The sequence below is a fragment of the Kitasatospora sp. NPDC127060 genome (assembly GCF_042724935.1).
Classification (GTDB): Bacteria; Actinomycetota; Actinomycetes; order Streptomycetales; family Streptomycetaceae; genus Kitasatospora.
In genome coordinates this window covers 404,379-431,065 of record NZ_JBHXEG010000001.1, presented here as the reverse complement: position 1 = coordinate 431,065, position 26,687 = coordinate 404,379, and the positions used below count along the sequence as shown (strand labels likewise).

General features: G+C 72.4%; 22 protein-coding genes. 14 read left to right on the top strand and 8 right to left on the bottom strand.

Going from position 1 to position 26,687, the window contains the following annotated elements; all coding sequences use genetic code 11:
- Window positions 1–12 precede the first annotated feature (12 nt).
- Both ACFWIS_RS01860 and ACFWIS_RS01855 read right to left on the bottom strand, forming a co-directional pair.
- Window positions 13–1,077: a DUF2510 domain-containing protein gene (locus tag ACFWIS_RS01860; protein WP_380455766.1), complete on the bottom strand. Its 1,065-nt coding sequence runs from the start codon at window positions 1,075–1,077 to the stop codon at window positions 13–15.
- Window positions 1,078–1,175: 98 nt separating this feature from the next.
- A complete protein-coding gene (locus tag ACFWIS_RS01855; RefSeq protein ID WP_380455768.1) occupies window positions 1,176–1,676 on the bottom strand; it encodes a GNAT family N-acetyltransferase in 501 nt (166 codons plus the stop codon).
- A 65-nt stretch (window positions 1,677–1,741) separates the two neighbouring features.
- On the opposite strand from ACFWIS_RS01855, the gene ACFWIS_RS01850 reads away from it, so the two are divergent.
- The 3 genes from ACFWIS_RS01850 to ACFWIS_RS01840 all read left to right on the top strand — a co-directional run bounded on the left by ACFWIS_RS01850 (window position 1,742) and on the right by ACFWIS_RS01840 (window position 5,652).
- A complete protein-coding gene (locus ACFWIS_RS01850; RefSeq protein ID WP_380455771.1) occupies window positions 1,742–2,647 on the top strand; it encodes a TIGR01777 family oxidoreductase in 906 nt (301 codons plus the stop codon).
- Window positions 2,648–3,084: 437 nt separating this feature from the next.
- Entirely contained in the window at window positions 3,085–4,416 is a 1,332-nt protein-coding gene (locus tag ACFWIS_RS01845) for an NAD(P)/FAD-dependent oxidoreductase (RefSeq protein ID WP_380455774.1), read from the top strand.
- Window positions 4,417–4,608: 192 nt separating this feature from the next.
- On the top strand, window positions 4,609–5,652 hold the full coding sequence (locus ACFWIS_RS01840; protein ID WP_380455776.1) for a cation:proton antiporter: 1,044 nt from the start codon (window positions 4,609–4,611) through the stop codon (window positions 5,650–5,652).
- Window positions 5,653–5,680: 28 nt separating this feature from the next.
- On the opposite strand, the gene ACFWIS_RS01835 is transcribed toward ACFWIS_RS01840, so the two are convergent.
- A complete protein-coding gene (locus ACFWIS_RS01835) occupies window positions 5,681–7,618 on the bottom strand; it encodes a regulator (RefSeq protein WP_380455779.1) in 1,938 nt (645 codons plus the stop codon).
- Between the two features lie 310 nt (window positions 7,619–7,928).
- Here ACFWIS_RS01835 and ACFWIS_RS01830 point away from each other — a divergent pair, with 310 nt between their 5' ends.
- From ACFWIS_RS01830 to ACFWIS_RS01800, 7 genes are all read left to right on the top strand, one after another.
- A complete protein-coding gene (locus ACFWIS_RS01830) occupies window positions 7,929–8,690 on the top strand; it encodes a 3-hydroxybutyrate dehydrogenase (protein WP_380455781.1) in 762 nt (253 codons plus the stop codon).
- Window positions 8,691–8,878: 188 nt separating this feature from the next.
- Window positions 8,879–10,246, top strand: a complete 1,368-nt coding sequence (locus tag ACFWIS_RS01825) for an MFS transporter (RefSeq protein WP_380455784.1) — start codon at window positions 8,879–8,881, stop codon at window positions 10,244–10,246.
- Between the two features lie 67 nt (window positions 10,247–10,313).
- Complete coding sequence (locus ACFWIS_RS01820; protein WP_380455888.1) at window positions 10,314–12,293, top strand: helix-turn-helix domain-containing protein; 1,980 nt, start codon at window positions 10,314–10,316, stop codon at window positions 12,291–12,293.
- A 122-nt stretch (window positions 12,294–12,415) separates the two neighbouring features.
- Window positions 12,416–13,186 (top strand): lipoyl(octanoyl) transferase LipB, encoded by a 771-nt coding sequence (lipB, locus tag ACFWIS_RS01815; RefSeq protein WP_380455891.1) that lies wholly within the window; start codon window positions 12,416–12,418, stop codon window positions 13,184–13,186.
- 132 nt (window positions 13,187–13,318) lie between these two features.
- Window positions 13,319–14,272 carry a lipoyl synthase gene (lipA, locus tag ACFWIS_RS01810; protein ID WP_380455787.1) on the top strand — a complete coding sequence of 318 codons (954 nt, stop codon included), beginning with the start codon at window positions 13,319–13,321 and terminating at the stop codon, window positions 14,270–14,272.
- A 252-nt stretch (window positions 14,273–14,524) separates the two neighbouring features.
- On the top strand, window positions 14,525–14,716 hold the full coding sequence (locus tag ACFWIS_RS01805; RefSeq protein ID WP_380455789.1) for a hypothetical protein: 192 nt from the start codon (window positions 14,525–14,527) through the stop codon (window positions 14,714–14,716).
- Window positions 14,717–14,833: 117 nt separating this feature from the next.
- Window positions 14,834–15,523, top strand: a complete 690-nt coding sequence (locus tag ACFWIS_RS01800) for a DUF4191 domain-containing protein (RefSeq protein WP_380455791.1) — start codon at window positions 14,834–14,836, stop codon at window positions 15,521–15,523.
- Between the two features lie 147 nt (window positions 15,524–15,670).
- Here ACFWIS_RS01800 and ACFWIS_RS01795 read toward each other — a convergent pair whose 3' ends face one another.
- Window positions 15,671–16,138: an RDD family protein gene (locus tag ACFWIS_RS01795; RefSeq protein WP_380455794.1), complete on the bottom strand. Its 468-nt coding sequence runs from the start codon at window positions 16,136–16,138 to the stop codon at window positions 15,671–15,673.
- Between the two features lie 322 nt (window positions 16,139–16,460).
- Here ACFWIS_RS01795 and glnA point away from each other — a divergent pair, with 322 nt between their 5' ends.
- From glnA to ACFWIS_RS01780, 3 genes are all read left to right on the top strand, one after another.
- On the top strand, window positions 16,461–17,873 hold the full coding sequence (glnA, locus tag ACFWIS_RS01790) for a type I glutamate--ammonia ligase (protein WP_350515858.1): 1,413 nt from the start codon (window positions 16,461–16,463) through the stop codon (window positions 17,871–17,873).
- 137 nt (window positions 17,874–18,010) lie between these two features.
- On the top strand, window positions 18,011–18,193 hold the full coding sequence (locus ACFWIS_RS01785) for a universal stress protein (protein WP_380455797.1): 183 nt from the start codon (window positions 18,011–18,013) through the stop codon (window positions 18,191–18,193).
- A 68-nt stretch (window positions 18,194–18,261) separates the two neighbouring features.
- On the top strand, window positions 18,262–18,480 hold the full coding sequence (locus tag ACFWIS_RS01780) for a hypothetical protein (RefSeq protein WP_380455800.1): 219 nt from the start codon (window positions 18,262–18,264) through the stop codon (window positions 18,478–18,480).
- Here the strand turns inward: ACFWIS_RS01780 and ACFWIS_RS01775 are convergent.
- The 4 genes from ACFWIS_RS01775 to car all read right to left on the bottom strand — a co-directional run bounded on the left by ACFWIS_RS01775 (window position 18,472) and on the right by car (window position 25,717).
- Window positions 18,472–19,113 carry a response regulator gene (locus tag ACFWIS_RS01775; protein ID WP_380455803.1) on the bottom strand — a complete coding sequence of 214 codons (642 nt, stop codon included), beginning with the start codon at window positions 19,111–19,113 and terminating at the stop codon, window positions 18,472–18,474. The two genes, ACFWIS_RS01780 and ACFWIS_RS01775, sit on opposite strands and share 9 nt — an antisense overlap.
- Window positions 19,110–20,327, bottom strand: coding sequence for a sensor histidine kinase (locus ACFWIS_RS01770; protein WP_380455806.1), 1,218 nt, complete (start codon window positions 20,325–20,327; stop codon window positions 19,110–19,112). The genes ACFWIS_RS01775 and ACFWIS_RS01770 overlap by 4 nt, the downstream gene beginning before the upstream one ends.
- An 88-nt stretch (window positions 20,328–20,415) precedes the next feature.
- Window positions 20,416–21,534 carry an ABC transporter substrate-binding protein gene (locus ACFWIS_RS01765; protein ID WP_380455809.1) on the bottom strand — a complete coding sequence of 373 codons (1,119 nt, stop codon included), beginning with the start codon at window positions 21,532–21,534 and terminating at the stop codon, window positions 20,416–20,418.
- A 694-nt stretch (window positions 21,535–22,228) separates the two neighbouring features.
- Window positions 22,229–25,717, bottom strand: coding sequence for a carboxylic acid reductase (car, locus tag ACFWIS_RS01760; protein ID WP_380455812.1), 3,489 nt, complete (start codon window positions 25,715–25,717; stop codon window positions 22,229–22,231).
- A gap of 408 nt (window positions 25,718–26,125) precedes the next feature.
- Between car and ACFWIS_RS01755 the strand changes: the two genes are divergently transcribed.
- Window positions 26,126–26,686, top strand: coding sequence for a TetR/AcrR family transcriptional regulator (locus tag ACFWIS_RS01755; protein WP_380455814.1), 561 nt, complete (start codon window positions 26,126–26,128; stop codon window positions 26,684–26,686).
- Window position 26,687: the final 1 nt, after the last annotated feature.

Sequence of the window (26,687 nt, the reverse complement as noted above, 5' to 3'; positions counted from 1 at the left end):
AGCTCCCGAGGGTCAGGTGCTGCCGCCGGGGGTGGCGGCGGTGCCGTCCTGCTTGATGCCCTTGAGGATCTGGTCCAGCACCCCGGCGTCCGGGGCGGCCGGGTCGTCGTCGACGCCGCCCTCGAAGACGACGTAGCCGCCGCCCTTGGCCGGGACGGCGGCCAGCAGGACGTAGCCCTGGGTGCCGTCCGAGGTGCGGACGTGCCAGCGGGTGGCGTAGCCGAGCACGCCGGCCACGGTGACGTAGCCGGAGCCGGAGTCGGTGTGCGAGGTGATCCCGGTGAAGATCGTCCCGGCGTAGGCCGGCATGGCGGCGTCGGAGGCCGCCTTGGGGGTGTCGCCCTGGACGGTGTCCTTCTCGATCGAGAACTGGCCGCGGATGCAGGAGTTGCCGTCGGCGCAGGTGTAGCGGCCGCTGCCGAGGTAGACCGTGGAGTGCGTGGAGTTGGCCGCCGCGTCCCAGCCGTCGTACACCGGGACGGTGATCGCGTGCTGCGGGTCCGGGACGGTGCTCTTGAGGGTCGGGACGGGCTTGGGCGTGGGCCGGGGCGGGGTCGGCGACGGGCTGCCGCTCCGGGTGACCGTCACCGTGGGGTCGGGGGTCGGGTCCGCCTTGGTGTCCCCGCCGCTGTTGGCCACGATCCCGGCGATGATCCCGCCGACGGCCAGTACGGCGACCGAGACGCCGACGATCACGCCGGTCCGGTTCTTCCCGGGGCCGGCCGGCTGCGGGTAGCCGTAGGCCGCGCCCGGGTAGGCCTCCTGGCCGGGGTAGGGCGCCTGGCCCGGGTAGGGCGCCTGGCCGGGGTAGCCGTAACCGGGGTTCTGGGACGCGTCCTGGACCGGGTAGCCGTAGCCGGGGGCGGCCGGGCCGCCCTGCGCCGGGTAGCCGTAACCGGGCTGCGGCGGGGTGGCGGGCTGCCAGTGCTGGGTCGGGGCGTCGGCGAGCTGTCCGGCGCCGCCCTGGAGCGGCCGGACCTCGCTGGTCCAGGCGTTGCCGTCCCACCAGCGCTCGTGACCGGGGGTGCCGTCCGCACCGGGGACCGGGTACCACCCGGGAGGCGTCGAGTTGCTCACGGGCGTACGGTACCCGGCGGGGCGGCCGTGCAGACAGGGCAGGTACGTCACGACTCTGCAGCACCCGGCCTGACGGCACGTCAGGGATCGTCACGGGTTCAGTCGGTGAGCCGGCGGGCCATCCAGACGTCGTCCACGAAGCGCCCGTCGATCAGGAACTCCTCGGCCAGCACGCCCTCGACCGCGAAGCCGCAGCTCTCGTACAGCCGGCGGGCCGGGGCGTTCCAGCCGAGCACCCGGAGGGTCATCTTGCGGGCACCGTCGGCCCTGGCCGCCGCGCAGGCGGCCTCGACCAGTCGGCGGCCGATGCCCCGGCCGCGCACCGTGTCGTCGACGGCCAGGCCCTGGATCTGCCGGACGTGCCGGTTGACGGCCAGCGGCGTCGCCGGGACCTGGCGGACGTAGCCGACGATCCGGCCGTCCAGCACGGCGAGGAGGTACTGCTCGGGGGTGTGCCGCTCGTCGAAGACGCCGTCCTCCGTGGGCGGCTCCGCGGAGACGTCGGACAGGGTGGACCAGGTGGCCCGGTTGAGCGCTGCGAGTCCGCGCTCGTCCTCGGGGCGGGCCAGGCGGATGGTCGGATCGTCATCACGGGTCATGCCGGCTGATGCTAATGGGGCGCGTGCGAAAGGTGACAGAGGATAAGAACTGCGAGGATGAGCCCATGCGCATCGCTGTCACAGGCTCCACGGGATTGATCGGTTCGGCGCTCGTCCGCTCCCTGCTGGCGGACGGCCATGACGTGGTCCGGCTCGTCCGGCACCGCTCCAGGACCGGGCCACAGCCCGACGGCAGCACCGCGATCGGCTGGAACCCGCTGCTCGGCGAGGTCGACCGGGCCGGGCTCGCCGGGGTCGAGGCGGTGGCGCACCTGGCCGGCGCCGGGGTCGGTGACCGCCGCTGGACGGACTCCTACAAGCGGGAGATCCGGGAGAGCCGGGTGTACGGCACCGAGACGCTGGCCGTCGCGCTGGCCGAGCTCAAGGAGCCGCCGACGGTTCTGGTCAGCGCCTCCGCGGTCGGCTGGTACGGGCAGACCGGCGACCAGGTGATCGACGAGGACTCCCCCGCCGGGGACGACTTCCTGGCCGAGGTGTGCCTGGAGTGGGAGGCGGCCGCGCGGCCGGCCGAGCGGGCCGGGATCCGGGTCGTCCACCCGCGCACCGGGATGGTGCTCTCCGCCGCGGGCGGTGCGGGCGGGCGGCTGTTCCCGCTGTTCAAGCTGGGCCTGGGCGGGCGGCTCGGCAGCGGGAAGCAGTACTGGAGCTACATCTCGCTGGCCGACGAGGTGGCCGCGCTGCGGTTCCTGATCGACCGGGACGACCTCTCCGGCCCCTTCAACCTCACCGCGCCGGAGCCGGCCACCAACGCCGAGCTGACCGCGGCGCTCGGGCGGGCGCTGGGGCGGCCGACTCCGTTCCCGGTGCCGGAGGCGGTGCTCAAGGCGGTGCTCGGGGAGCTGGCGGTCGAGGTGGTCGGCAGCCACCGGGTGGTGCCGCGTCGGCTGCTGGACGCCGGGTTCCGGTTCGCGCACCCGGACCTGGACTCGGCGGTGCGGGCGGCGCTCTGAGGCTTCGCGAGGGCTCCGGGGCGGGCGCTTCCGCGGGCGGCGGTGCGAAGCCTCGCCGTGGTGGGGGGCGCTTCCGCGGGCGGCGGTGCGACGGTTCGTTCTGCGTAGTCCCCGTACGGCATTCGCCCTGGCCAGGGGCATATGCCGGGCGGGGGTCGGACGGGGCTCCGGGAGGGGGCGCACGGGAGCACATGGCGGGCGCGTCGCACGCCCCCGGTGACCGTGCGCGCCCGCCGACCCCGTAACCCGGGCGCCACGGCGCACTGTCCGTGACCGCGCCCCCGCCCGGTGCCACACCACCCCTCCGGAGCCCCGCATCCGGTCCACCGCACTTGTCTGATGCTCACACTGACTGGGCATCACCTTCCTCGGACCGTGTCCCGGCACCCCGCTGCCTGCGTCGGCCGGAGCCCCGGGACCAGGGAGGGAGCACTCCAGTGCCCACGTACGACTTCACCCGCCGCGCCCGTCGCCCGTCCGACCCGGACGTCGTCGTGGTCGGCGCCGGACTCGCGGGCCTGGCCGCCGCCCGCGCACTCACCGGCCACGGCCTCACCGTCCAGGTCCTGGAGACCACCGACCGGATCGGCGGCCGGATGGCCACCCGCGAGCTGGACGGCTTCCGCCTCGACGACGGCAGCCACCTGCTGAACACCGCCTTCCCCGAACTGCGCCGAGCGCTCGACCTCGACCGCCTGGACCTGCGCCCGCTCGCACCCGGCGTACTCGTGCACAGCGCCGGCCGCCGCTACCGCGCCGGGGACCCGCAGCTCACCGCCGCCCGGCAGGCCGCCCTCCGGGCCCCGCTCGGCAGCCCGCTGGACAAGGCCAGGCTGGGCAGCTGGCTCGGCCGGATCGCCTCCACCCCGGCCGCCCGGCTCCAGACCCGCCCGGAGACCACCGCCGCCCGCGCGCTGGCCGGCCACGGACTCGCTCCGCGCACCGTCGACGGCTTCCTGCGCCCGCTGCTCAGCGCCCTGCTGAGCGACCCGGCCCTCGGCACCAGCAGCCGGATCGCCGACCTGGTGCTGCGTTCCTACGCCCGCGGCCGGCTCTGTCTGCCCGCCGACGGGATCTCGGCGGTGCCCGCCCAGCTGGCCGCCGCGCTGCCCGTCGGCTCCGTACGGACCGGGGTGCAGGTCACCTCGATCGGCGCCGACGGCGTGGAGACCCTCGCCCACGGGCGGATCGGCGCCCAGGCCGTGGTGGTCGCCACCGACGCCCGCTCGGCCGCCGAACTGCTGCCCGGCCTCCGCCTGCCGGACTTCCACCCCGTCACCACCTTCTTCCACGCGGCCGACCGCGCCCCGGTCGGCGAGGCCGTCCTGCTGCTCGACGCCGACCGGCCGAACGGGCACCCGCCGCTGGTCTCACACTCGCTGGTGCTCAGCGAACTGCACCCGTCCTACGCCCCGGCCGGGCAGGCGCTGATCGCCACCACCGTGCTCGGGCGGCGCTCCTTCGACGCGGGCGGCCCGGCCACGCTGGAACCGGCCGTCCGGGCCCGGCTCGCCGAGCTGTACGGCGTCCCGACGGCGGGCTGGCAGTTCCTCAGCGTGCGGCACGTCCCGGACGCGCTGCCGGCCATGCCGCCGCCGCACAACCCCCGCCGCCCGGTGCGGCTGGTGGCCGGACTGTACGTCGCCGGGGACCACCGGGACACCAGCACCGTGCAGGGCGCGCTGGTCTCCGGGCGGCGGGCGGCCCGGGCGGTGCTGGGCGACCTCGGGCTGCCGGCCGGTGCGCGGGAGGCGGAGGTGGCGGCCTGAGGCCGGTCCTGGGGAGGAACGGACACGCCAGCGGTCTGCCGGGGTGACAGACCGACGGCGTGCCAGGATCCCTCGCATGACCGCTCTGGCCGTTTTGGCCGTTCCGGCCGTTCCGGCTGTTCTCGCTACTCTGGCCGCTCTGACAGCTCATCGGACGATTGCATCGGTTCCGACCGTTCGGCCGGCCACACCGTGAGCGCCACCGCCCAGCCGGTGGCGCTGATCCTGATCCCCGCCGCTGCCCTCGCCGCGCCCCTGCTCGCCGACCGGCCGCTGCGGTGGATCGCCGTACCGATCGTGGTGTTCGAGATCGTGCTCGGCGTCCTGATCGGCTCGGACGTCCTCGGCTGGGCGCACGTCGACGACCTGGTCAACGCGCTGTCCCAGTTCGGCCTGGCCATGCTGGTGTTCCTGGCCGGGTACGAGATCGACCTCGCCAAGCTGCGCGGCGGCCCGCTGAAGCGGGCGGGCACCGCGTGGCTGGGCTCGCTCGTACTGGCCCTGGGCGTGGGCGCACTGGTCAACCGGAATCCGTGGGACGGCGCCTTCGCCGGGCTCGTGCTCACCACGACCGCACTCGGCACGATCCTGCCGGCCCTCCGCGACTCCGGCGAACTGCCCACCCCCTTCGGCTCGTTGGTGATGGCCACCGGTGCGGTCGGCGAGTTCGGGCCGATCATCGCGATCGCGGTGCTGCTCAGCGGCAACTCGCCCGCGCGGACCGCGATCATCCTCGACGCCTTCACCGCCGGCATCGTCTCCCGGCTGCTGCTCTCCGACATCCGGCGGGCCGAGGAGGAGGTGATCGAGGCCAAGCTGGAGAGCATCGGCTTCGGCTTCCTGGTGCCGATCTTCTTCGTGGTCAGCGGGATGAACTTCGACCTGGACGCGCTGCTGGACGACCCCGGCACGCTGCTGCTCGTCCCGGTGTTCCCGCTCCTGTTCCTCGCCGTGCGCGGCGTGCCCGCCGCACTGCTCGCCCCGGCCGGGCTCGGCCGGCGGGACCGTACGGCGCTCGGGCTGTACGGGGCGACGGCGCTGCCGCTGGTCGTGGTGATCACCACGACCGAGGTGGAGGCCGGGCACCTGCCGTCCTCGACGGCGGCGGCCCTGGTGGGCGCCGGGATGCTGTCGGTGCTGGTGTTCCCGCTGGTGGCGCAGCGGGTGCGGGGCGGAGTGCGGCCGGCGACGGCGGCCGGTGCCGAGCGGCCGAGGGTCCGGGCCGAGAGCTGGTGAGCTCCCGGCCCTCGCTCACCTGCTCCGATCAGATCACGCCCGCCTGGCGGGCCGTCTCCTCGAAGGCCCGGGCCACCTGGCTGCCCCGGTAGGGGGTGAGGCGGCGGTGGAAGTCCCGGACGTACTCCAGCGAGCGGGCCGAGCGCATCTCCCCCGCCGCCCGCAGCGCGTCGGTGGCCATGGTGCAGGCCTCGTCGAGGTCGCCCATGCCGAGCCGGGCGGTGGCCAGCACCAGCCGGCAGAAGATCCGGCTGCGCGCGTAGGCGGGTGAACGAAGCCGCAGCGACTTCTCGGCGTGTTGCGCGGCGGTGCGCCACTGCTGGAGGTCGCGGTAGCAGTGGGCGAACTCGTCGGAGAGCTGGGCCTCGTCGAAGTACCGCGCCCAGGAGGGCAGTTCGTCACCCGTCCGGGAAGCCGCGAGCGAGCGTTCGGCCCGTACCAGCGCGGTGGTGCAGGACCGGACGTCGCCCAGCAGACCGTGCCCGCGCGCCTCGGCCGCGTGCATCAGCGACTGGACCACCGGCGGGACGGCGGTGCCGACGCCCTGCTGGGCGACCCGGGCGAGCTGGACGGCCTCCCGGCCGTGCCCCAGGTGGACGGCCTGCTGGCTCATCGTCACCAGGACGTAGCCGCCGAGCGCGCGGTCCCCGGCGGCCTGGGAGAGGCGCAGCGCCTGGACGAAGTAGCGCTGGGCGAGGCCGTGCGCGGCGATGTCGAAGGACGTCCAGCCCGCCAGCCTGGTCAGGTCCGCGACGGCGCCGAACAGGGCGCGGCCGATCTGCTCGCCGTAGCGGCCGCGCAGCATCGGCTCGGCCTCGCTCTCCAGGTAGCGGACCAGCGCCTGCCGGGCGTGGCCGCCGCCGTAGGCGTGGTCGAGCGCCCGGAAGAGGTCGCCGACGGCCCGGATGGCGGCGATGTCGCCGCGGCCGACCCGCAGGGTGGGGCGGGCGTCGCGGGCCGGGTCCGGGTACGGCGGCTCCAGGGCGGCGGGCGGGCGGCGGCTCTGGGTGGGCACCCGGCCGATGGTGGCGGCGGTGCCGGTCGTCCCGGCGGTGCTGCGGGCACCGGGAGCGCCCGGGGCGCCGGGGGACTGGGTGCGCGCGGGGCTCACGGCGGGGGCACCGGGCGCGCTGGTGACGCCCTGCGCCGGTGCGGTGGGGGTGGCGCCCGGCGGGCCGGTGGCGGCGTCCGGGCGGGTCAGGGTGGAGCCGTCCCGGGCGACCCGCTCGTCGGTGCGGCCGATCAGCCAGTCCCGGCTGGGGACGACCAGGCCGGCCGGGGTGAAGGCGATCCGGCGCAACTCGGACTGCGGGCCGTTGTCCTTGCGCCACATGCTCGCCACGATGTCCACCGCCTCCTGCGGGGTCTCGGCGAACTCCAGGCCCGCGTAGACCGGGGCGCAGGCGTCCAGGCCGAGGTCCTGGGCGGTGAGGCGGCGGCCGAGGCGGCGGGTGAAGACCTCGGCGATCAGCGCCGGGGTGGCGCCGCGGGGCTGCTGGCCGCGCAGCCAGCGGGTGACCGAGGTCTTGTCGTAGCGCAGGTCGAGGCCGTGCTCCAAGCCGAGCTGGTCGACCCGGCGGGCCAGGCCGGCGTGCGAGAAGCCGGCCTCCTCGATCAGGGCGGCGAGCTGGCCGTTCTGCGGGCTCGGGCCGGAGTGGCCGGTGTGGCTGCCGTGGCCGCTGGTGGTCGCGGGGGCGGGTGCGGGTGTGGCGGTGGCGTCGTGCCGGGCGGGTGTGGCCTGCGCGGGCAGCCGCAGTTCGTCGGCGGTCGGGGCGTCGGCGGTCAACGTGTCGGCGGTCAGGGTGTCCGCGGTCAGCGTGTCGGCGGTCAGGGTGTCCGCGGTCAGCGTGTCGGCGGTCAGGGCGTCGGGGGCGTCCGGAAGGCCCCGGCCGACCGGGCCTCGGCGCTGGCCGAGCGGGTCGAGCGGTCCGTACGCCGGGCTGTCGGTTGCAGGCCGTTGGGGCATGTCAGTCAACACCTCTCGGACGTCGCACCGGGCTCCACCAGCAGTTCGGCTCGCCCGGGGCGGCGCCCCCTGTCGGGAATCGGCGTGAATGTAGCGAGCATTCGGGCGCTATGGGTGGATCTGACCGAGCAATCCTCCGAACGGGTGAAGCATCCGCGCCCATTGTGGGGAAGCGGGGCCAGGATGGGTTTGGCCATACGGGCCCGAACCGTCAACCGGTGCCGGTGGTGGTTGACTCCATGGCACACCGGGATGCTGTGTCGGTCTGCCACATGGGAGCCGCGCCGCCGGATTCCTACCGTTCTCTGCCATGGACACCTCTACTGCCCGCCCGCTCGACGGCCGCACGGCCCTGGTCACCGGGGCCGCCTCGGGCATCGGCCGGGCCTGCGCCGAAGCCCTCGCCGGGGCCGGCGCCCGGGTCTACGTCGTCGACCTCGCGGCCGGCCCGGCCCGGGAGCTCGCGGACCGGATCGGCGGGCACGCGATCGTCGCGGACCTCGCCGACGCCGAGGCCGTGGACGCCCTGCCGGCCGACGCCGACATCGTGGTCAACAACGCCGGGCTCCAACACGTCGCGCCCGTGCACGAGTTCCCCGTCGAACGCTTCACCCTCATCCAACGCGTCATGGTCGAGGCGCCGTTCCGCATCCTGCGCCGCACCCTCCCGCACATGTACGAGCGGGAGTGGGGCCGGATCGTCAACATCTCCTCCGTCCACGGCCTGCGCGCCAGCGCCTTCAAGTCCGCGTACGTCACCGCCAAGCACGCCCTGGAGGGCCTCAGCAAGACCGTCGCCCTGGAGGGCGCCCCGTACGGCGTCACCAGCAACTGCCTCAACCCCGGGTACGTCCGAACTCCCCTGGTGGAGAAGCAGATCGCCGCCCAGGCGCTGGCCCACGGCATCCCCGAGGACGAGGTGGTCGAGCGGATCATGCTCGACCGCACCGCCGTCAAGCGCCTCATCGAACCCACCGAGGTCGCCCAACTAGCCCTCTGGCTCTGCTCCCCCGCCGCCTCCTACATCACCGGCGCCAGCCTGCCCATCGACGGCGGCTGGACGGCGCACTGAGGACGGGGCGGCGGGAGAACCCGCATCGACGGCCCGCGCCCCACCCCCGGGGCGCGGGCCGTCGCGCTCTGGTCATGGGACAGCTCGCCATGGACCGCCCGGGGACTATGTGGGTCAGCCACATAGTCCCCGGGGCGTGGGGTTCCTACCTTGTGGCGACATCGTCCCCCGCCTGGAAGTGGTGACCCATGAACGCCCCCGCACGTGGTTCGACGGCGACCAGTTCACTCCCGCGAGTGGTGGCCGCGAGTCTGATCGGCACGACGATCGAGTGGTACGACTACTTCCTGTACGGAACGGCCGCGGCGCTGGTGTTCGGGAAGCTGTTCTTCCCCAACACCGATCCGCTGACCGGGACGCTGCTGTCGTTCCTGACGTACGCGATCGGGTTCGCGGCGCGGCCGATCGGGGCCCTGGTGTTCGGGCACTTCGGGGACCGGGTGGGGCGGAAGAGGCTGCTGGTGGTGAGCCTGCTGCTGATGGGCGGGTCGACGACGGCGATCGGACTGCTGCCGACGTACGACTCGGTCGGGATGGCGGCCCCGGTACTGCTGACCGCGCTGCGGCTGGTGCAGGGGTTCGCGCTCGGCGGGGAGTGGGGCGGAGCGGTGCTGCTGGTGTCGGAGCACGGGGACCAGCGGCGGCGCGGGTTCTGGGCGTCCTGGCCGCAGGGCGGGGCGCCGGCCGGGAACCTGCTGGCGGCCGGGGTGCTGTCGCTGATGACGGCGGTGCAGTCGGAGAGCGCGTTCCTGGCGTGGGGGTGGCGGGTGCCGTTCCTGCTGTCCGCGGCGCTGGTCGGGGTCGGGATGTGGATCCGGCTGGCGGTGGAGGAGTCGCCGCTGTTCCGGCAGGCGGTACGGAACCGGCCGACCACCGAACCGGCCCCGCTGGTGGGGGTGTTGACGCAGCACTGGCGGGAGGTGCTGGTGGCCATGGGGGCACGGATGGCGGAGAACATCTCGTACTACGTGATGACGACCTTCGTCCTCACCTACGCCGTCACCCACGCCCACTTCGACAAGCAGAGCGCGCTGAACGCCGTGCTGATCGCCTCGGCGATCCAGTTCGCGCTGATCCCGCTGTTCGGCGCGCTGTCCGACCGGGTCGGCCGCAAGCCGGTGTACCTGGTGGGCGCGGCCGGGGTCGGGGTCTGGGCGTTCGTGTTCTTCGGGATGGTGGACACCAGGTCCTTCGCGCAGCTGGTGGTCGCCGTGACCGTCGGCCTGGTGTTCCACAGCGCGATGTACGCGCCGCAGGCGGCCTTCTTCTCCGAGCTGTTCGCGACCCGACTGCGCTACTCGGGGGCCTCGATCGGCGCCCAGTTCGCCTCGGTGGCGGCCGGCGCACCCGCCCCGCTGATCGCGACCGCACTGCTCAAGGACTACGGCACTGCCACTCCGGTCTCGGTGTACGTGGCGATCGCGGCGGCGGTCACCGTACTGGCGGTGCTGTGCGGGCGGGAGACCAGGGGGCAGGACCTGGCGGAGGTCGAGGAGCGGCCCGCGGAGGAGCCCTCGGCGGACGGTTCCCCGGCCGTAAAGCCCGCTGTCACCTGAGGGTCGAGCCGATAGCATCGCGAGTTCTCGGCACCGACGGAACCGACGCCGATTGGCGGCCAGCACCATGAACCACCCCGACGAGAGCGCCGCGCCCGCGCTGCGCCGGCTGCTCGACCTGCTCGCCTCCGGCGCCGCCACCGAGGACTTCGCCGAGGTGCTGGCCGACGCCCGCCGCCGCGGGGCGCCGGCCGGCGTCCTCGCCGAGATCGACGACGCCACCTGGCAGGCCCTCCGGGTGCACCGGACGCTACGCCAACACCGGCGCCGCGAAGCCGAGTTGACGGCCCTGTTCGACACCGCCGGGGATCTCGCCGCCTCCCGCGACCTGGACGCCGTCCTGCAGGCCATCGTCCGCCGGGCCCGGATGCTGCTCGGCACCGACACCGCGTACCTGACCCTGCCGGACATCGCCGCCGGCGACACCTACATGCGGGTCACCGACGGCTCGGTCTCGGTCCTGTTCCAGACCCTGCGGCTCAGCCTCGGCGACGGCCTGGGCGGGCTGGTCGCCCAGACCGCCCGCCCGTACGCCACCCCCGACTACCGAACCGACGAGCGCTTCCACCACACCGGCACGATCGACGCCGGGGTGCTGGACGAGGGCCTGGTGGCGATCATCGGCGTGCCGCTGCTGCTCGGCGGGGACGTCATCGGCGTCCTGTTCGCCGCCGACCGCTCGCCGCGCGCCTTCTCCCCCGACGAGGTCGCCCTGCTCTGCACCCTGGCCGCACACGCCGCGATCGCCCTGGACACCGCCAAGTCGCTGGCCGACACCAGGGCCGCGCTCGCCGAGCTGAACGCCGCCAACGAACTGGTCCGGGCGCACTCCGCCGCCGTCCAGCGCGCCGAGCAGGCCCACGACCGGCTCACCGACCTGGTCCTGCGCGGCGCCGAGGTGCCGGACGTCGCCGCCGCCGTCGCCCACCTCCTGGGCGGGGAGACAGCCGTACTGGACGCCGAGGGCGAGCCGCTGGCCGGACGGCCCGCCGCCGAACTCGCCGGGGCGGTGGCGGCCTCCCGCGCCGAGGGCCGGTCCGTACGGCACGGCGACCTGTGGGTGTGCGCCGCGCTGGCCGGGCACGACGCACTCGGCACCCTGGTGCTGCGCGGTCGGCCCGACCTCGACGACGCCGACCGGCGGCTGTTCGAGCGGGCCGGCGTGGTGACGGCGCTGCTCCTGCTGCTGCGCCGCTCGGTGGCGGAGACCGAGAACCGGGTCCGCGGCGAGCTGCTCACCGACCTGCTCACCGCCCCCGAGCGCGACCCGGCCGGGCTCACCGCGCGCGGCCGCCGACTCGGGGTCGACCTCGCCCGGCCGCACCTGGTGCTGACCGCGGAGCCCGCCGACCGCGACGGCGACGACCGGGGACGGCTGGCCGGCGCGGCCCGGCGCTACCTCTTCGGCTCCCGCGGCGTCAGCGCCGAACACGGCGAGACGGTCGTCCTGCTGGTGCCCGTCGTGCCGGGCAGTACCGACGACCCCGAGGAGACCGCCCGGCGGGCCGCCGACCGACTGGCCCGGCTCGCGGGCTTCGCCGTCACCGTCGGGGCCGGCCGCCCCGCCGCCGGCCCGGCCGCACTGGCCGCCTCCTACACCGAGGGCCTGCGCTGCGTACGGGCCCTGCGGGTGCTCGGCCGCGCCGGGGATGGCGCCTCGGCCCGCACCCTCGGCTTCCTCGGGGTGCTGCTCGGCGACGGCCACGACGTGGACGGCTTCGTCGGCGCCACGCTCGGCCCGCTGCTCGAGTACGACGCCCGGCGCGGCACCGAGCTGGTGCGCACCCTGCGCGCCTACTTCGACTGCGGCGGCAGCCTCACCCGGGCCAAGGACGAGCTGCACGTCCACGTGAACACGGTGGTGCAGCGGCTGGACCGGGTCGAGGCGCTGCTCGGACGGGACTGGAACCACCCGGAGCGCTCGCTGGAGCTGCAACTGGCCCTGCGACTCCAACTGCTCGCCGGCGACGGGAGCGGGAGCGGAGACAGGGGCCGGGCCGGCGACGGGAGCGGGAGCGGGAGCGGAGACAGGGGCGGGCTCGACTGACCAGGGGCGCCTACCCGGGACGGCCGAACGGGTGCGACGGGCGTGGGCGTACAGTGGCGAGGTTGGTCTCGAACGCCTGGCAAGGAGCGGCAGCGGTGAGCGAGAACGTGCGTTTCGTTCGAATGGGCATAGGCGATCAGGTCGTCCCGTACGAGGCGGCGTGGGAGGAGCAGCAGCGACTGCACGCACTGCGGGTCGCGGACGAGATCCCCGACACCGTGCTGCTGCTGGAACACCCGCCCGTCTACACCATGGGCAAGCGCACCAACCCCGCCGACCTCCCGCTGGACGGCACCCCGGTGGTCGAGGTCAACCGGGGCGGCGAGATCACCTGGCACGGCCCCGGCCAGCTGGTCGGCTACCCGATCATCAAGCTGCCCGACCCGATCGACGTCATCGCGTACGTCCGCCGACTGGAGGAGGCGCTGATCCGCGCCGCCGCCGACTTCGGCATCGGCACCACCCGGGTCGAGGGCCGCAGCGGGGTCTGGGTGCTCGGCGAGAACCTCCCCGACGCCGTGGTGGACCCGTCCGAGGTGGTGGACATCGGCAAGCTCACCCTGCGGATGGGCCTGCCGCTGGGCATCGACCCGCGCCTGGCCGGCCCCGAGTACGCGCCGTCCAACGCGGGGCAGCGCGGCGGCGACCGCAAGCTCGCCGCGATCGGCGTACGGGTCGCCCGCGGGGTGACCATGCACGGGTTCGCGCTCAACTGCGACCCGGACATGACGTACTTCGACAAGATCGTGCCGTGCGGCATCCGGGACGCGGGCGTCGCCTCGCTGGCCGGCGAGCTGGGGCGCGACTTCCCGGTCGGCGAGGCGGTGCCGTCGGTCGAGCGGCACCTGCGGGACGTGTTCGCCGAGCTGCCGGAGCCGGCGCTCAGCCGCTGAACCCTCCCGCTCATTGGGAATCTACTGGCCGGTAGCCGCGTTGCCCTGCGATTGCAGGGCGACAGGCCCGGCATAGGCCGTACAACCACAGGCGTACCCTGGGGGTACCCCGTCTAGTTCTAGGAGTCGCACGTGTCCGCTGTCGCGCCCGACGGCAGGAAGCTGCTCCGCCTGGAGGTCCGCAACAGCGAGACCCCCATCGAGCGGAAGCCCGAGTGGATCAAGACCCGCGCGAAGATGGGCCCGGAGTACAACGCCCTCCAGTCGCTGGTGAAGAAGGAGGGACTGCACACGGTCTGCCAGGAGGCCGGCTGTCCCAACATCTTCGAGTGCTGGGAAGACCGCGAGGCGACCTTCCTCATCGGCGGTGACCAGTGCACCCGCCGTTGCGACTTCTGCCAGATCGACACCGGCAAGCCCGCCGAGTTCGACCGCGACGAGCCGCGCCGGGTCGCCGAGTCCATCGTCACCATGGACCTCAACTACGCCACCATCACCGGCGTCGCCCGCGACGACCTGGAGGACGGCGGCGCCTGGCTGTACGCCGAGACCGTCCGCCAGGTGCACGCGATGACCGCCGAGCGCGCCGCCGGCCGCACCGGCGTCGAGCTGCTCATCCCCGACTTCAACGCCGTGCCCGAGCAGCTGGCCGAGGTCTTCTCCGCCCGCCCCGAGGTGCTCGCGCACAACGTCGAGACGGTCCCGCGGATCTTCAAGCGGATCCGCCCGGCCTTCCGCTACGAGCGCTCCCTGGACGTCATCACCCAGGCCCGCGCGGCCGGGCTGGTCACCAAGTCCAACCTGATCCTGGGCATGGGCGAGACCCGCGAGGAGGTCAGCCAGGCGCTGGCCGACCTGGTCGGGGCCGGCTGCGAGCTGATCACCATCACCCAGTACCTGCGCCCCTCGCTGCGCCACCACCCGGTCGAGCGCTGGGTGAAGCCGCAGGAGTTCGTCGAGCTCCAGGAGGAGGCCGAGGAGCTGGGCTTCGCCGGAGTCATGTCGGGCCCGCTGGTGCGTTCCTCGTACCGGGCCGGGCGGCTGTACCGGCAGGCGCTGGAGCGGCGCGAGCAGGCCGCGGTCTGACGTCGGTCTCGACGTCTCGACGTCGGCCTCGGCCTCGGCCTCGACGTCGGTCTCGACGTCGGCTTTCGGCCGCGCGAACCGCGTGAATCACGTGAACCGTCGGAAGGGCGGGGCTTCGGCTCCGCCCTTCCGACGGTTCACCGTGCTTTGACTGCCTGGTCACGGACTGGTAACACGGGGTGGGGACGATGGACGCCTGATGGGCGTTCGATTCTTCTCAGCCACGACCAGTCGTGAGAGGAGCTGTTCGGGATGCAGCTGCAGGTGCGGATCCGGTCGGTGGGGGCGGCGCTGCGGTTCGCCGAGAGCGTCCTGCTGGCACCCGGACAGCGGCACGCCCGACGCAACGCCTGGGCGGCGGTGTGCGAGAACCGCGAGCACGCGGCCGACCGGCGGAACGACGCTCCGGCGGGGAGCGCGGGGCGGGCGGGGGACGCTCCGTAGGGCAATGAGGCCCCGACGTCGCTGTGCGCGACGGCGCACGGTCCCCCGGGTCACGGTTCGGGCGAACGGGTACCCGGGCTTGGATATCCCGTACCCGCGCCACGTACCATGAGCGTTATGGCGAGGGAAACATCCGAGAACCCAGGGCGACTCAAGCAGATCCGCCTGGCGTACACCATGACCAAGAAGGTCGACACCAAGATCGGCCTGATCATCGCCGGCGTCGGCCTGCTGACCTTCGGCGTGTTCCTCGCCATCGGCTTCGCAATCGACCATCCGATCTACCTGGGCATCCTGGGCTTCATCGTGGCCGTGCTGGCCATGGCGATCGTCTTCGGGCGCCGGGCCGAGCGCGCCGCGTTCGGACAGATGGAGGGCCAGCCGGGCGCTGTCGCTGCGGTGCTGAACAACATCCGGCGCGGGTGGAGCTCCAACTCCACCCCGGTCGCGGTCACCCGTAACCAGGACGCGGTCTACCGCGCCGTGGGCCGGGCCGGCATCGCACTGATCGGCGAGGGCAACCCGAACCGGGTGCGCCAGCTGCTGGCCTCCGAGAAGAAGAAGATGGCCCGGGTGGTCGGCGACGTGCCGGTGCACGACATCGTGGTGGGCACCGGCGAGGGTGAGATCCCGCTGAAGAAGCTGCAGATCCACCTGATGCGGCTGCCCCGCGCCATCACCGCCGCCCAGGTCACCGAGACCAACGACCGCTTGCGCGCGCTGGGCGACCTGCTCTCCAAGGCGCCGATCCCCAAGGGCCCGATGCCCAAGGGCGCCCGGATGCCCAAGGGCGGCCAGGCCCGCTGATCCTCCCCTCCCCTGACGACAGCAGAACGGCCCCGCCCCGGAACCTCCGGGGCGGGGCCGTTCGACGTTCTGGCCGCTGTGACTCCGGCCTTCGTCGGGGGGCTACCGGCCAGGGCCCCCGCCGCGGGCTCCGTCAGGGGCTCCCGGTCAGATCCGGACCTCGACCGTGCCGACCGCCTTGTCGTGCAGACCGCGGGTGTCGCGGTCCCAGACCAGCGGCGGCACCACCAGGCACAGCAGCACGGTGCGCAGCAGCACCTGCGGGATGGTCGCGCGGCGCCCGTCGAGGCGGACCACCCGGAGGCCGAACAGCCGCTTGCCGAGCGTCGTGCCGGTGGTGGCGAGCAGGACGGCCGCGACCAGGAAGAAGAGCGGGAGGGTCCACAGGTTGGCCTCGGCCGGATCCCCCTTGGCGAGCAGGCCGTAGGAGACCAGCGAGACCAGCCAGCCGTCTACGAACAGCGCGCCGATCCGTCGGCCGGGGCCCGCGATCGAGCCGGGGCCCTCCTTGGGCAGTCCGAGGCGCTCGCCGCGGTAGCCGAAGTCGGCGCCCATCTTCTCGGCGGCCGCCTTGGGGCCGTCGATCCACGATCCCAACGCTTCTCTGGTGTCCACGAATCCACACTAACCGGGCTCACACCGCGGACCGGCACCGGCTCCCCTCCCGGCGGGGCGCGGCCAGGCTCCGGTCGGGCTCCGGTCGGGTGTCGCTCCGGGGCTCCGCCACGACCGGGTGAATCCCGCTCGCCGGGCTTACCCACTGGTCCAGACCACTTCTCGGACGCCCCCCAGGTCGGCGGGGTGATTTGCCCTGTCCCGTAGGGCTTTGCCGCCCGTCCGGCGGTCGTGGTTAACATCTAGGAAACGAGCGGGTCACCGACTGGAAACGACCCATTCCTAGGGTGAGCCGTCCCAATTCGCACGCCGAGGAGGATGGATGTTCAACAACGCCGCCGAAGTGAAGCAGTTCATCCAGGACAACGACGTCAAGTTCGTCGACGTCCGGTTCTGTGACCTGCCGGGCGTCATGCAGCACTTCTCCGTCCCTGCGGCCACCTTCGATCCGTCCGAGACCCTGATGTTCGACGGATCGTCGATCCGCGGCTTCCAGGCCATCCACGAGTCCGACATGGCCCTCGTCGCGGACCTCGCCACCGCCCGCCTCGACCCCTTCCGGGCCGAGAAGCACCTCAACATCAACTTCTTCATCCAGGACCCGGTCACCGGCGAGGCCTACAGCCGCGACCCCCGCAACGTCGCCAAGAAGGCCGAGGCCTACCTCGCCTCGTCCGGCATCGCCGACACCGCCTTCTTCGGGCCCGAGGCCGAGTTCTACGTCTTCGACTCGGTGCGGTTCGAGACCAGCGCCAACGCGTCCTTCTACCACATCGACTCGGAGGCCGGCGCCTGGAACAGCGGTGCCGCCGAGGGCGACGTCCGCGGCTACAAGGTCAAGTACAAGGGCGGCTACTTCCCCACCCCGCCGGTCGACCACTTCGCCGACCTGCGCGCCGAGATGTCCCTGGAGCTGGCCAAGTCCGGCCTGGAGGTCGAGCGCCAGCACCACGAGGTCGGCACCGCCGGCCAGGCTGAGATCAACTACAAGTTCAACACCCTGCTGCACGCCGCCGACGACCTGATGCTGTTCAAGTACATCATCAAGAACGTCGCCTGGCGGAACGGCAAGACGGCCACCTTCATGCCGAAGCCGATCTTCGGCGACAACGGCTCGGGCATGCACGTCCACCAGTCGCTGTGGACCGAGGGCTCCCCGCTCTTCTACGACGAGCAGGGCTACGCCGGCCTCTCCGACACCGCCCGCTACTACATCGGCGGCCTGCTCCGGCACGCCCCCTCGCTGCTGGCCTTCACCAACCCCTCGGTGAACTCCTACCACCGCCTGGTGCCCGGCTTCGAGGCGCCGGTCAACCTCGTCTACTCGCAGCGCAACCGCTCGGCCGCGATCCGCATCCCGATCACCGGCTCCAACGCCAAGGCCAAGCGCATCGAGTTCCGCGCCCCGGACCCGTCCTCCAACCCGTACCTGGCCTTCTCCGCCATGCTGATGGCCGGCCTCGACGGCATCCGCAACAAGATCGAGCCGCTCGAGCCCGTCGACAAGGACCTCTACGAGCTCGCCCCCGAGGAGCACGCCAACGTCCCCCAGGTGCCCTCCTCCCTCCCCGCCGTCCTGGAGGCCCTCGAGGCCGACCACGAGTACCTCCTCGCCGGCAACGTCTTCACCCCGGACCTGATCGAGACCTGGATCGACTTCAAGCGCACCAACGAGATCGCCCCGATCGCCCTCCGGCCCCACCCGCACGAGTTCGAGCTGTACTACGACCTGTAGGACACCCTCCGACCTGCGGAAACGCAGTTCGGTCTCTCGTCGTTTCCGCAGGTCAGGCAGGGCCCTGACCTGCGGAAACGCATGGAGAGAGGTCGACTGCAGCACCTCTGGGGCTCGCGATGTGAAATGAGTGTGAAATGACGCCCGCGCAGGTGCTGCTCGACGCGAGCGGGGACGCCGGTCTGCTCGTGGTGGGCACCCGCGGTGCCGGCGCCTGGGGCCGCCTGGCACTCGGCACAACCAGCACCGAGGTCGTCCACCACGCCCACGTTCCCGTGGTCGTCGTGCCGCCCGAAGGTGACGCCGCGCTCGACGAGTAGCCACGAGCCCAGTACCGCCTGGACCCGCTCAAAGGAGAGCCACGCGGCACCGCACCGTGGAAGACGTGATGACCCGCGACGTCGTCGTCGCCCACCGTGAGACGACGTTCAAGGAAATCGCCAGGCTGTTCCACCGCAACGCGATCGGTAGCACCGCGTCGCGCCACACCGTGAGGAGCCGGCTCGACATCGTGGTCCTCGGCACGCCCCCTGCGCGTACCGCACCACCGTGTCGTACCGCAGGATCAAGGTCCGTCAGCACCTACGACCAGGCGAGTTCAACCTGAGTAGTCGAACTGGATGAGCCCCCGGCGCGCGGCCTCCGCCACGGCGGCTGCGCGGTTCTCGACCTTCAGCTTGCGGTAGATGCGCACGAGGTGCGTCTTCACCGTCGCCTCGCTGAGGAACAGCGCCTCCGCGATCGCCCGGTTGCTCAGCCCGTCCGCCGCCAGCCGGATGACCTCGACCTCGCGCTCGGTCAGGTCGGCGTCGGGGCGGACCACTTGGCCGACGAGCTCCCCGATGACCTCGGGGGCGAGGGCCGTGGCGCCGGCGGCAGCGCCACGGACGGACCGGAAGAGCTCCTCGGGCAGCCCGGCCTTCAGTGCGTATCCGCGTGCTCCCGCCGCCAGCGCCCGCACGATGTCGGCCCGCCCGGAGAAGCTCGTCAACATCAGCACCGGCACGGCCGGGGCCTCGACGGCGAGTCGGCGGACGGCCTCGATGCCGTCGATGCCGGCACCGGCGAACCGGAGGTCCATCAGGACGACATCGGGCTTCATCCGGACGGCGAGCCTCACCGCCTCCTCGCCGCTGCCCGCCTCCGCGATCACCTCGAGGTCCGGTTCCCCCTCCAGCAGGGCCCGCAGTCCGGCCCGTACGACGGCGTGGTCGTCCGCGACCAACAGACGTACGGTCATCCGGCGGTCGCAGAGGTCAGCCGGGGAGCTGTCGCCGGCAGCACGGCCCGCACCCGGGTGCCCCGACCCGGTGCGCTGGTGACCCGCAGGTCGCCGCCGGACTCGCGGAGCCGGGCACGGGCCGCCGGGAGGCCGAAGCCGCGGCTCTTCCGAGGGGTGGTCCCGGTCGGTTCGAAGCCCAATCCGTCGTCCTGTACGTCGAGTTCGATCCGGTCCGCCTCATGGCGGAGCGTGACCAGCACATTCACCGCGCGGGCGTGCTCGCGCACGTTCGCCAGGATGCCCTGCGCGACGCGGAACAGGGTGGCCGCCGCCTGCTCGTCCAGGACGGGACTAGGCTCGCCGGCCGAGCGGAACTGCACCCGGGCCGCGGCCCCCTCCCGCTCCACCTGCGCGCACAGCAGCCGCAGCGAGCCTTCGAGTCCGGCCTCGGCGACGGCGGACGGTGTGAGGTCGTGAATGATCCGGCGGGTCTCGGCGAGATTGCCGTCCAAGCCGTCGGCCACCGCGCGGACCCTGGTGCGGGCCGCGTCCGGCCGCTGGTCCCAGTCTCGCTCGGCCGCCTGGAGCAGCATCAGGCTGCCCGCGAGTTCCTGGGCCAGCGTGTCGTGCAGGTCCCGGGCGATCCGGGTGCGCTCGGCCGACACACCGGCCCGGAGCCGCTGTTCGGCCAGGACGTCCCGGGTGCTCCGCAACTCCTCCAGGAGACGCTGCCGTTCGGCGACGTCCCGCTGCTGGGCCCGGTAGAGGGCCACGGTGCCCCAGACGGCCGCGACCGGGATCAGCGCCATCTCCAGGTCGAGCCGGCCGGTGGAGCCGGCCAGCCGCCAGCCCAGTGCGGCGGAGATCGTGCCCACCGCGAGCAGCGCCGCCCGCCGCCCGAGAGCCCGCAGGGCCGCGCACGCGAGCGGCACCCCGCTCCAGGCGTACGCCGAGGTCAGCGGAGCCGGCGCGAGGAAGACGAGGACGCCCCAGAGACCGATCAGCGTGGTGATCCAGCCGAGCCGGACGGCCGGACCGAGCCGAATCCACAACCCCAGACCGGCCCCGTACACCACGGCCAACAGCCCGCTGACGCCGACCATGTGCCAGCACAGCGGGCTGTTCAGATCCACGAGCCGAACGACGGCGGCACCGACGACCAGGAAGAACACGTAGTGCGGGGTGTGTTCCAGGGCGCGTCGGGCGCCGTGGGCGGGAGCGCGGTCGGTCACGGCAGATCCCCTTGGACGGACTGACCCACTTGGACGGGCGTCCGAGTCTATCGGGGCTCTGTATGACCTGTGTCAAGAACCGTGTGCGCTACACGCCCGGGTGCAGCCCCAGCCAGCCGGGCGTGGGGTCGCCCTTCACCTCGCCGAAGTACAGCGCGAAGGTCTGCTTCCAGCGCTCGACCGCGGCACGGTCGGCCATGAAGCGGGGGAAGCCGTCGAGGTTCGCGTCGGGGTACTCCCAGACCGGCTTCACGCCCGTCGGGGGCGTGACGTCGGTACGTACGGACCAGCCGTTGAAGGACCCCTGCTGCGTGGCGAGCGACAGCTGCCAGTTGAGGTACAGCTTGGCAGCGGTCTTGTTCGCGGCCTGCTGCAGGATCGCCGCGCGCTGACCCCAGGCCATGAACGGGGCACTGTCGGAAACGACCCACTTCACGGGCCCGGTGGAGAGCGGCGCGCCCGAGCCGCCGATGCCGATCGCGTGGGTGCCGGCCCGAACCGCCTCGCCGGGGGAGTTGCTGCCGCGCGCGAAGCGCACGTCCTGGGCGGCGAGCTTGGCCGCCCACTCCCAGCCGTACTTCTGGACGTAGAGCGAGTAGAGGTAGAGGACCGCGTCGTCGTCGTGCGGGTAGGAGGAAGCGATCTTCCCCTTCCACTTCGGGTCCACCAGGTCCAGCGGCGTCCGCGGGGCGTCCGAGCCGACCGCGGACGTGCTGTACATGAAGCTGAAGCCGATCGCTCCGATGGCGACCCACGCGCCGTCCGGGTCCTTGAACTTCTCGTACACCTTGGAGAATCCGGCCGGCTTGTACCGCAGCAGGTGCCCCTGCTGCGCCCAGCGTGTGAAGTCCTGGAGGGTCTGAAACTGCACGACGTCCGGGACACGGCTGCCGGTGGCGAGCAGGTTGTCGACGCGGACGTCGTGGTACTTGCTGTAGTCCACGACCAGGGTCAGGTCGATGTCCGGGAAGCGCTTGAGGAACGCCGCCTTGGTGAAGTCCTGCTGGGTCGGGGTGTCCCCACCGGCGTAGACGACGAGCTTCCCGCCCTCGGCGAGAGCAGCCTGGTAGAGCTCGTCGAGGGTCCTGGTCTCCTCGGACCCGGTGGTGGCCTGCGCGGAGCCGGCGCCCAGCGCACTGATCCCGATGGCGGCACCTGCGGCGGCGCCGGCGGCCAGGACACTTCGCCTACTGAGGAAGCTGGACATGAAGCGGAGACCTCTCTGTCGGGGGTGACGTACCGTACGCATCCTGCTCGCCACCGACCGGCGCCCGCGTCCTCCGCTCGGAGCGAAGGACGGGCTGGAGTGGTAACCGCGGTTCAACCGAACGGTTGACCTGTGACCTGTCTCGGCGACGTTTGATCTGAGCCCAGGCCTGCTGGACGACGCACCGTGAGATCACCCGGGCCATGGCCCGTGCCCGGCACCGCCCGATGTTCACACAGGTCCCGGGCCTCGCCCTGCGTGGGAGTGCACTGGGTTCGATCTCGGCCGGGCAGCGGCACGGGCTGGACCGGAGGCGGCGTCGCCGTTTCGCTCCGGGGAGAGAGGTAGCACTAGCATTCCGGCGGGCAAGATGTCCGATTGGCCGTTGTGCGATCTTGACTGTCGCGAGCAGCCCGGTGGCTCCGATGGCTCGGGCGCCTGAGTCGACAACCAGTGGGTCTGCTCGCTTCGGCGTCTTTTGACGCCGCGCCGACTCGGAGCAGTCCGATCTGTCGCCGACGGTCACCAGCGCCGGACGTCGCATCGCAAGCCAATGCGCGGAGCGGCTCGCGAACCATCCGTCGGAGTCACACTTCGGCGCGGCACAGGACCGCCAGGCGGCGCTGGGCCTGGCGGTCCTGCTGCGGTTCGGTTGAAGGGGGCGTGCCGGACCGGCGACTATCTCCCGTGCGTGTCAGATCAGTTCGAGCAACCGCAGGTCCGTCGCGTACTTCTCGATCAACTCCGCTTCCACATAAGGGATTTCTTCATCCGCGAGTCCTGCTTTCCGCACCGCCTCCGTGAACCGCACCGCCGGGACCATCGAACCGTTCAACGGCTCGTCGGGTCGGCGGAAGGTGTGCAGCAACGGCAGCAGCGAGTACTGCCGCCGTGCCTCCGGCAGGGCGCGCAGGGCGGTCTCGAAGCGGGCGAACCACTCGTCGTAGTCGGCGATGCGACTGACCGGGTGCCCGGCGGCGATGAGCCAGTCCACGAAGGTGTCCAGCGAGACACCGTCGTCGTGCGGGTTGACCACGTTGTACGTCCGGTAGCCGGTGAGGCCGGCGCTGCCGAGCGTGTCGACGGCCTCGGCGACGAAGTCGCCCGGCAGCCCGTCGTAGTGGGCCCGCGCCGGCCCGCCGTCGGCGTCGGGGCGGTAGAACGACGCCGGTGCGACCCCCGTGGTCAGGATGCTGAACAGCAGCCGGGTGAACATGTCGGGGACGTTCAACTGGCCCGCGTACCGGCGGTGGGCCAGGATCATGTCGGAGCGCAGAACGGTGACGGGCAGTCCGTACTCCTCGTGCGCGCGGCGCAGCAGTACCTCGCCGGCCCACTTGCTGGTGGCGTATCCGGAGGCGTAGCCGTCGGTGAGCGCGCGGGCGGCGCTCGCCTCACGGATGTCGGCGCCCTCGTCGAGCCGGGCCGGATCGAGACCGCCTGCCACGCCAACCGTGGAGAGGTAGGTGAGCGGCTTGACCTTGCCGGTCAGGGCCAGCCGGATCAGTTCGGCGGTGCCGACGACGTTCGGGCCGAAGAGCTGTTCGTAGGACAGGACGTGGTTGACGAGCGCCGCGGGGTGGAAGACGGCGTCGACGTCCTCGGCGAGCCGGTTCCAGGTGTCCTCGTCGAGTCCGAGCCGCTCCTTGCTGATGTCGCCGGCCAGCACTTCGAGATGGCTGGCCGCCAACTCGTTGAACCGGGACATGAGTTGCGGGTCTCGGCTGTCGAGTGCGGTGTCGAGCCGGCGACGGGCGTCGGCGTCGTCGCGGCCGCGGACCACGCAGATCAGCCGGCCGTCGGTCGCCGACAGGCGCTCCAGCCAGTCCAGGCACATGAGCCGGCCGAGGTAGCCGTTGGCGCCGGTCAGCAGCACGGTGTGCGGGGCGGCGCCGGAGGCGGGGCGGGCGCTGCCCAGGGCGGTGACGTCGAGGAACTTCTCCAGCGTCAGCTCGTCCGCGCGCACCTCGGACGCGTCCGCGCCGTGCACCGACGCGGACGACGGGCGCCCGGCGCCGGCGCGGGCCGCCTCGATGTGGTCCGCGACCGCCTGGAGGGAGTTGCCGGCGCTGAGCAGCACCCCGACCGGCACCTCGACGGCGAAGACGTCCCGCAGCAGTTGCGAGAAGGACAGCGCCGACAGCGAGTCGACGCCGAGATCGGTGAAGCGTGCGGTGGACCGCAGCTCGGAGGCGGGGCAGCCGAGCAGCGTGCTCGCCGCGACACGGATGGCCTCGAACACCGGCTGATCGGGGCCAGCCGCGCGCAGCGCGCGCAGTGCCTCCTGGCGCCCATCGGCCAATTCCTCGTACAGCGCCTCCAGTTGATCGCCGTAGCGGTCCTTGAGGCTGGGGCGCAGGTTCTTGCGGATGTCCGAGAGGAGTCCATTCGCCGTGCTGAACGGCTCGGTCTCGACGAGGAAGTCGCGCGGGATCTCGTACGGCTCCAGCTCAGCCTGCCGGGCCGTCTCCTGGAGGGAGGCGGCGAGCAGCGCCTTGAGCTGCTCCACGTCGCCGGCCTGCGCGAGGGCGTCCTCGGTGGGGACGATGACCGCGAGGAGGTACGCGCGCTCGCTGTTGCCGTAGACGTAGATCTGCCGGATCAGGGGGCTGGTGACGAAGGTGGTCTCCAGCTGGGAAACAGTGACGAACTCGCCCTGGGCCAGCTTGAGGACGTTGTTTCGGCGGTCGAGGTAGACCAACTGGTCCGGGCCGGTCTCGGCCATGATGTCGCCGGTGCGGTAGAAGCCGTCCGTGTCGAAGACCGAAGCGGTCGCGTCCGGCCGCTTGTAGTAGCCGGGGGTGATCATCTCGCTGCGGATCAGGAGTTCACCGCGCGGATGTGGCACGTCCGAGGCGAAATAGCCGAGTTCGGGTACGTCGGCCAGTTTGTACTCGATGACCGGGGGCCGCACGATGCGCCCGTCCATCAGGACGGGGCCCGTCTCGGTCGAGCCGTAGCCGTCCCGCAGTGACAGCTCCAGGCAGGACTCCACGAACCGCTTCAGCTCCGCCGCGATCGGCGCGCTGCCGCAGAGGACGTCACGCACCCGGCCTCCGACGAACTCCTCCCGCAGCTGCGCCTTGACGGCCTTGTCGAGCGCGTCGGGGTCCGCGAACTCCCCGGCCCTGCTCGCCGATCGGCTCTGGTACTCCTGGAAGAGCATGTCGCAGATCCGCGGCACCAGCAGCAGCTGGGTCGGACGGGCCTCGCGCATGTCGTCGAACAGCGTCGACATGTCGCTGGATCCGGTGAAGTACATCGCGCCGCCCCGGACCAGCGTCATGTACAGCGATGCGCGCGCCGCGATGTGGCTCATCGGCATGTAGCCCATGGTGACCGGCGACGCGTCGCCCGTCGGCGCGAGCCAGCCCGCCCAGACGCTCTTGAGCATGCTGTCCGTGTAGATCGCGCCCTTGGGCGCGCCCGTGCTGCCGGAGGTGTAGATCAGCAGCCGCACCGGGTTGTCCTCCGCTACCGCGGGCGTGACCGGTGCCGGCAGGGTCCGGCCGCGCGCGACGACGGCGCTCAGTGCCTCGACGGCCGTGACCCCGGCGTCCGCGAGCCGCCTGTGGGCGGCCTCGAACCGTTCCCGCTCCTCGTCGGCCTCCGGGTGGAAGTCGAACACGACAAGGCGTGGCCGCGACGGCACGGCGAGGACCAACTCGACGGCACTGTCGATGGATTCGATGCTGGTGGCGAGGACGCGCGGCGCGGACTCGGCGACGATCGGCTTCAGCTTGCCGAGCGAGGAGCTGTGCTGGAGTGGCACCGAGACCGCGCCGGCTCGCAGGCAGGCCAGGTCGAGCACCGCGTAGTCGACGCTGGTGAACCCGTGGATGGCGACGAAGTCACCTTCGGCCACCGGGTGTTCCGCGTCCGCCGCCCACTCGGCCGCGACCGCGCCGGCCCGCTCCCACAGCTCGGCGTAGCTGACGGTCGTGTAGTGCGGCAGGAGCCGCAGTTCGGTCCGGCCGGTCGCCGGGTCGGTCACCGGCTCGCGGACCCGCTCACCGAGAGCGGGGCGATCGGCGTACTCCGCCATCACGGCGGCGACGGCCTGCGGCAGAACGGTGCCGCGGTCGCGCAAGGTCGCCAGGACCGCGGGGGAGGCGAGGAGCCGGGTCTCCTGAGCGGGGGAGGCCGAGCCGTTGGTTCGAGGTGTCGAGGACACCGGCTTCACCGACTTTCCATCAACTGTGGTTTGTCAGGACACGTTGGTGCACGGTCTGGGCACAGGCCGATGGCCGGGCCTGGTGCGATGGCGCGGCGGATCAGCGGCCCGGGGAAGGCGTGGTCTGCCCGGGGTGGCGCTCGGGCCGCGGGTGGAGCGATGGGTGCGGCCTGCCGGGCGTGCCGGCCACCGTCTCCGCAGGGGAAGCCGACACATTCCTTCCGATCAGATGCCTTCGCGTACTCAACGACTATCTCAGGTTGCGTTACGTGACTGTCAAGTAAAGTAATGCCAAGCTACGCTGAACGGATGCGAGACATGGCCGAAAAGAGCCCTGGGAACAGCAAAGAGAGCGCAGGGAAGAGCAGGGCGAAACCGCCCTCCGGGAGCGGGCCGGGCAGACCCAGGGACCCATCGGTGGAGAAGGCAGTTCTGCGCGCGACCGTCGAGCGGCTCGTCAGTGACGGCTACTCCCGCATGACGATCGGTGACATCGCCGCCGATGCCGGCGTCACCCGGCCGACGGTGTACCGGCGCTGGTCCAACAAGCACGACCTGGTCGTCGACGCCCTCGACTTCAACTTCCAGGAGGAGCGCGAACGGCACCCCGTCGGCCCCCTGGACGAACTCCCACCCGTCGAGGCCCTGCGCCAGGCCCTGCGCCACGCCTCCCCCTTCGGCCCGACAAGCCGGGGCATGACCGTCATCGGGAACGTCCTCAGCGAGGCCGAGCGCACACCTGGCTTGATCGAGCTCGTCCGGGAACACGGGCTGGAGCCTCGGCAGCAGCCGCTCATCGACACCTTGCGGCGGCTGGCGGCACAGGGGGTGCTGCGCGAGGGGGTCGACGCGGAACTGGCCGCCGACATGATGATCGGGAGCTACTACGCGTCGTACATGCGACGGGGAGAGCGGGACCCGGAGTTGGGAGACCGAGTTGTGGAGATGGTGTGGCGACTCATGGGGATCGAGGGCTGAA

Coding starts and splice junctions, on each gene's coding strand:
- ACFWIS_RS01855 (WP_380455768.1), bottom strand. CDS start 1,676: ATGACCCGTGATGACGATCCGACCATCCGCCTGGCCCGCCCCGAGGAC.
- ACFWIS_RS01850 (WP_380455771.1), top strand. CDS start 1,742: ATGCGCATCGCTGTCACAGGCTCCACGGGATTGATCGGTTCGGCGCTC.
- ACFWIS_RS01835 (WP_380455779.1), bottom strand. CDS start 7,618: ATGCCCCAACGGCCTGCAACCGACAGCCCGGCGTACGGACCGCTCGAC.
- ACFWIS_RS01830 (WP_380455781.1), top strand. CDS start 7,929: ATGGACACCTCTACTGCCCGCCCGCTCGACGGCCGCACGGCCCTGGTC.
- ACFWIS_RS01825 (WP_380455784.1), top strand. CDS start 8,879: ATGAACGCCCCCGCACGTGGTTCGACGGCGACCAGTTCACTCCCGCGA.
- ACFWIS_RS01820 (WP_380455888.1), top strand. CDS start 10,314: ATGAACCACCCCGACGAGAGCGCCGCGCCCGCGCTGCGCCGGCTGCTC.
- lipB (WP_380455891.1), top strand. CDS start 12,416: ATGGGCATAGGCGATCAGGTCGTCCCGTACGAGGCGGCGTGGGAGGAG.
- ACFWIS_RS01805 (WP_380455789.1), top strand. CDS start 14,525: ATGCAGCTGCAGGTGCGGATCCGGTCGGTGGGGGCGGCGCTGCGGTTC.
- ACFWIS_RS01800 (WP_380455791.1), top strand. CDS start 14,834: ATGGCGAGGGAAACATCCGAGAACCCAGGGCGACTCAAGCAGATCCGC.
- glnA (WP_350515858.1), top strand. CDS start 16,461: ATGTTCAACAACGCCGCCGAAGTGAAGCAGTTCATCCAGGACAACGAC.
- ACFWIS_RS01785 (WP_380455797.1), top strand. CDS start 18,011: ATGACGCCCGCGCAGGTGCTGCTCGACGCGAGCGGGGACGCCGGTCTG.
- ACFWIS_RS01780 (WP_380455800.1), top strand. CDS start 18,262: ATGACCCGCGACGTCGTCGTCGCCCACCGTGAGACGACGTTCAAGGAA.
- ACFWIS_RS01775 (WP_380455803.1), bottom strand. CDS start 19,113: ATGACCGTACGTCTGTTGGTCGCGGACGACCACGCCGTCGTACGGGCC.
- ACFWIS_RS01765 (WP_380455809.1), bottom strand. CDS start 21,534: ATGTCCAGCTTCCTCAGTAGGCGAAGTGTCCTGGCCGCCGGCGCCGCC.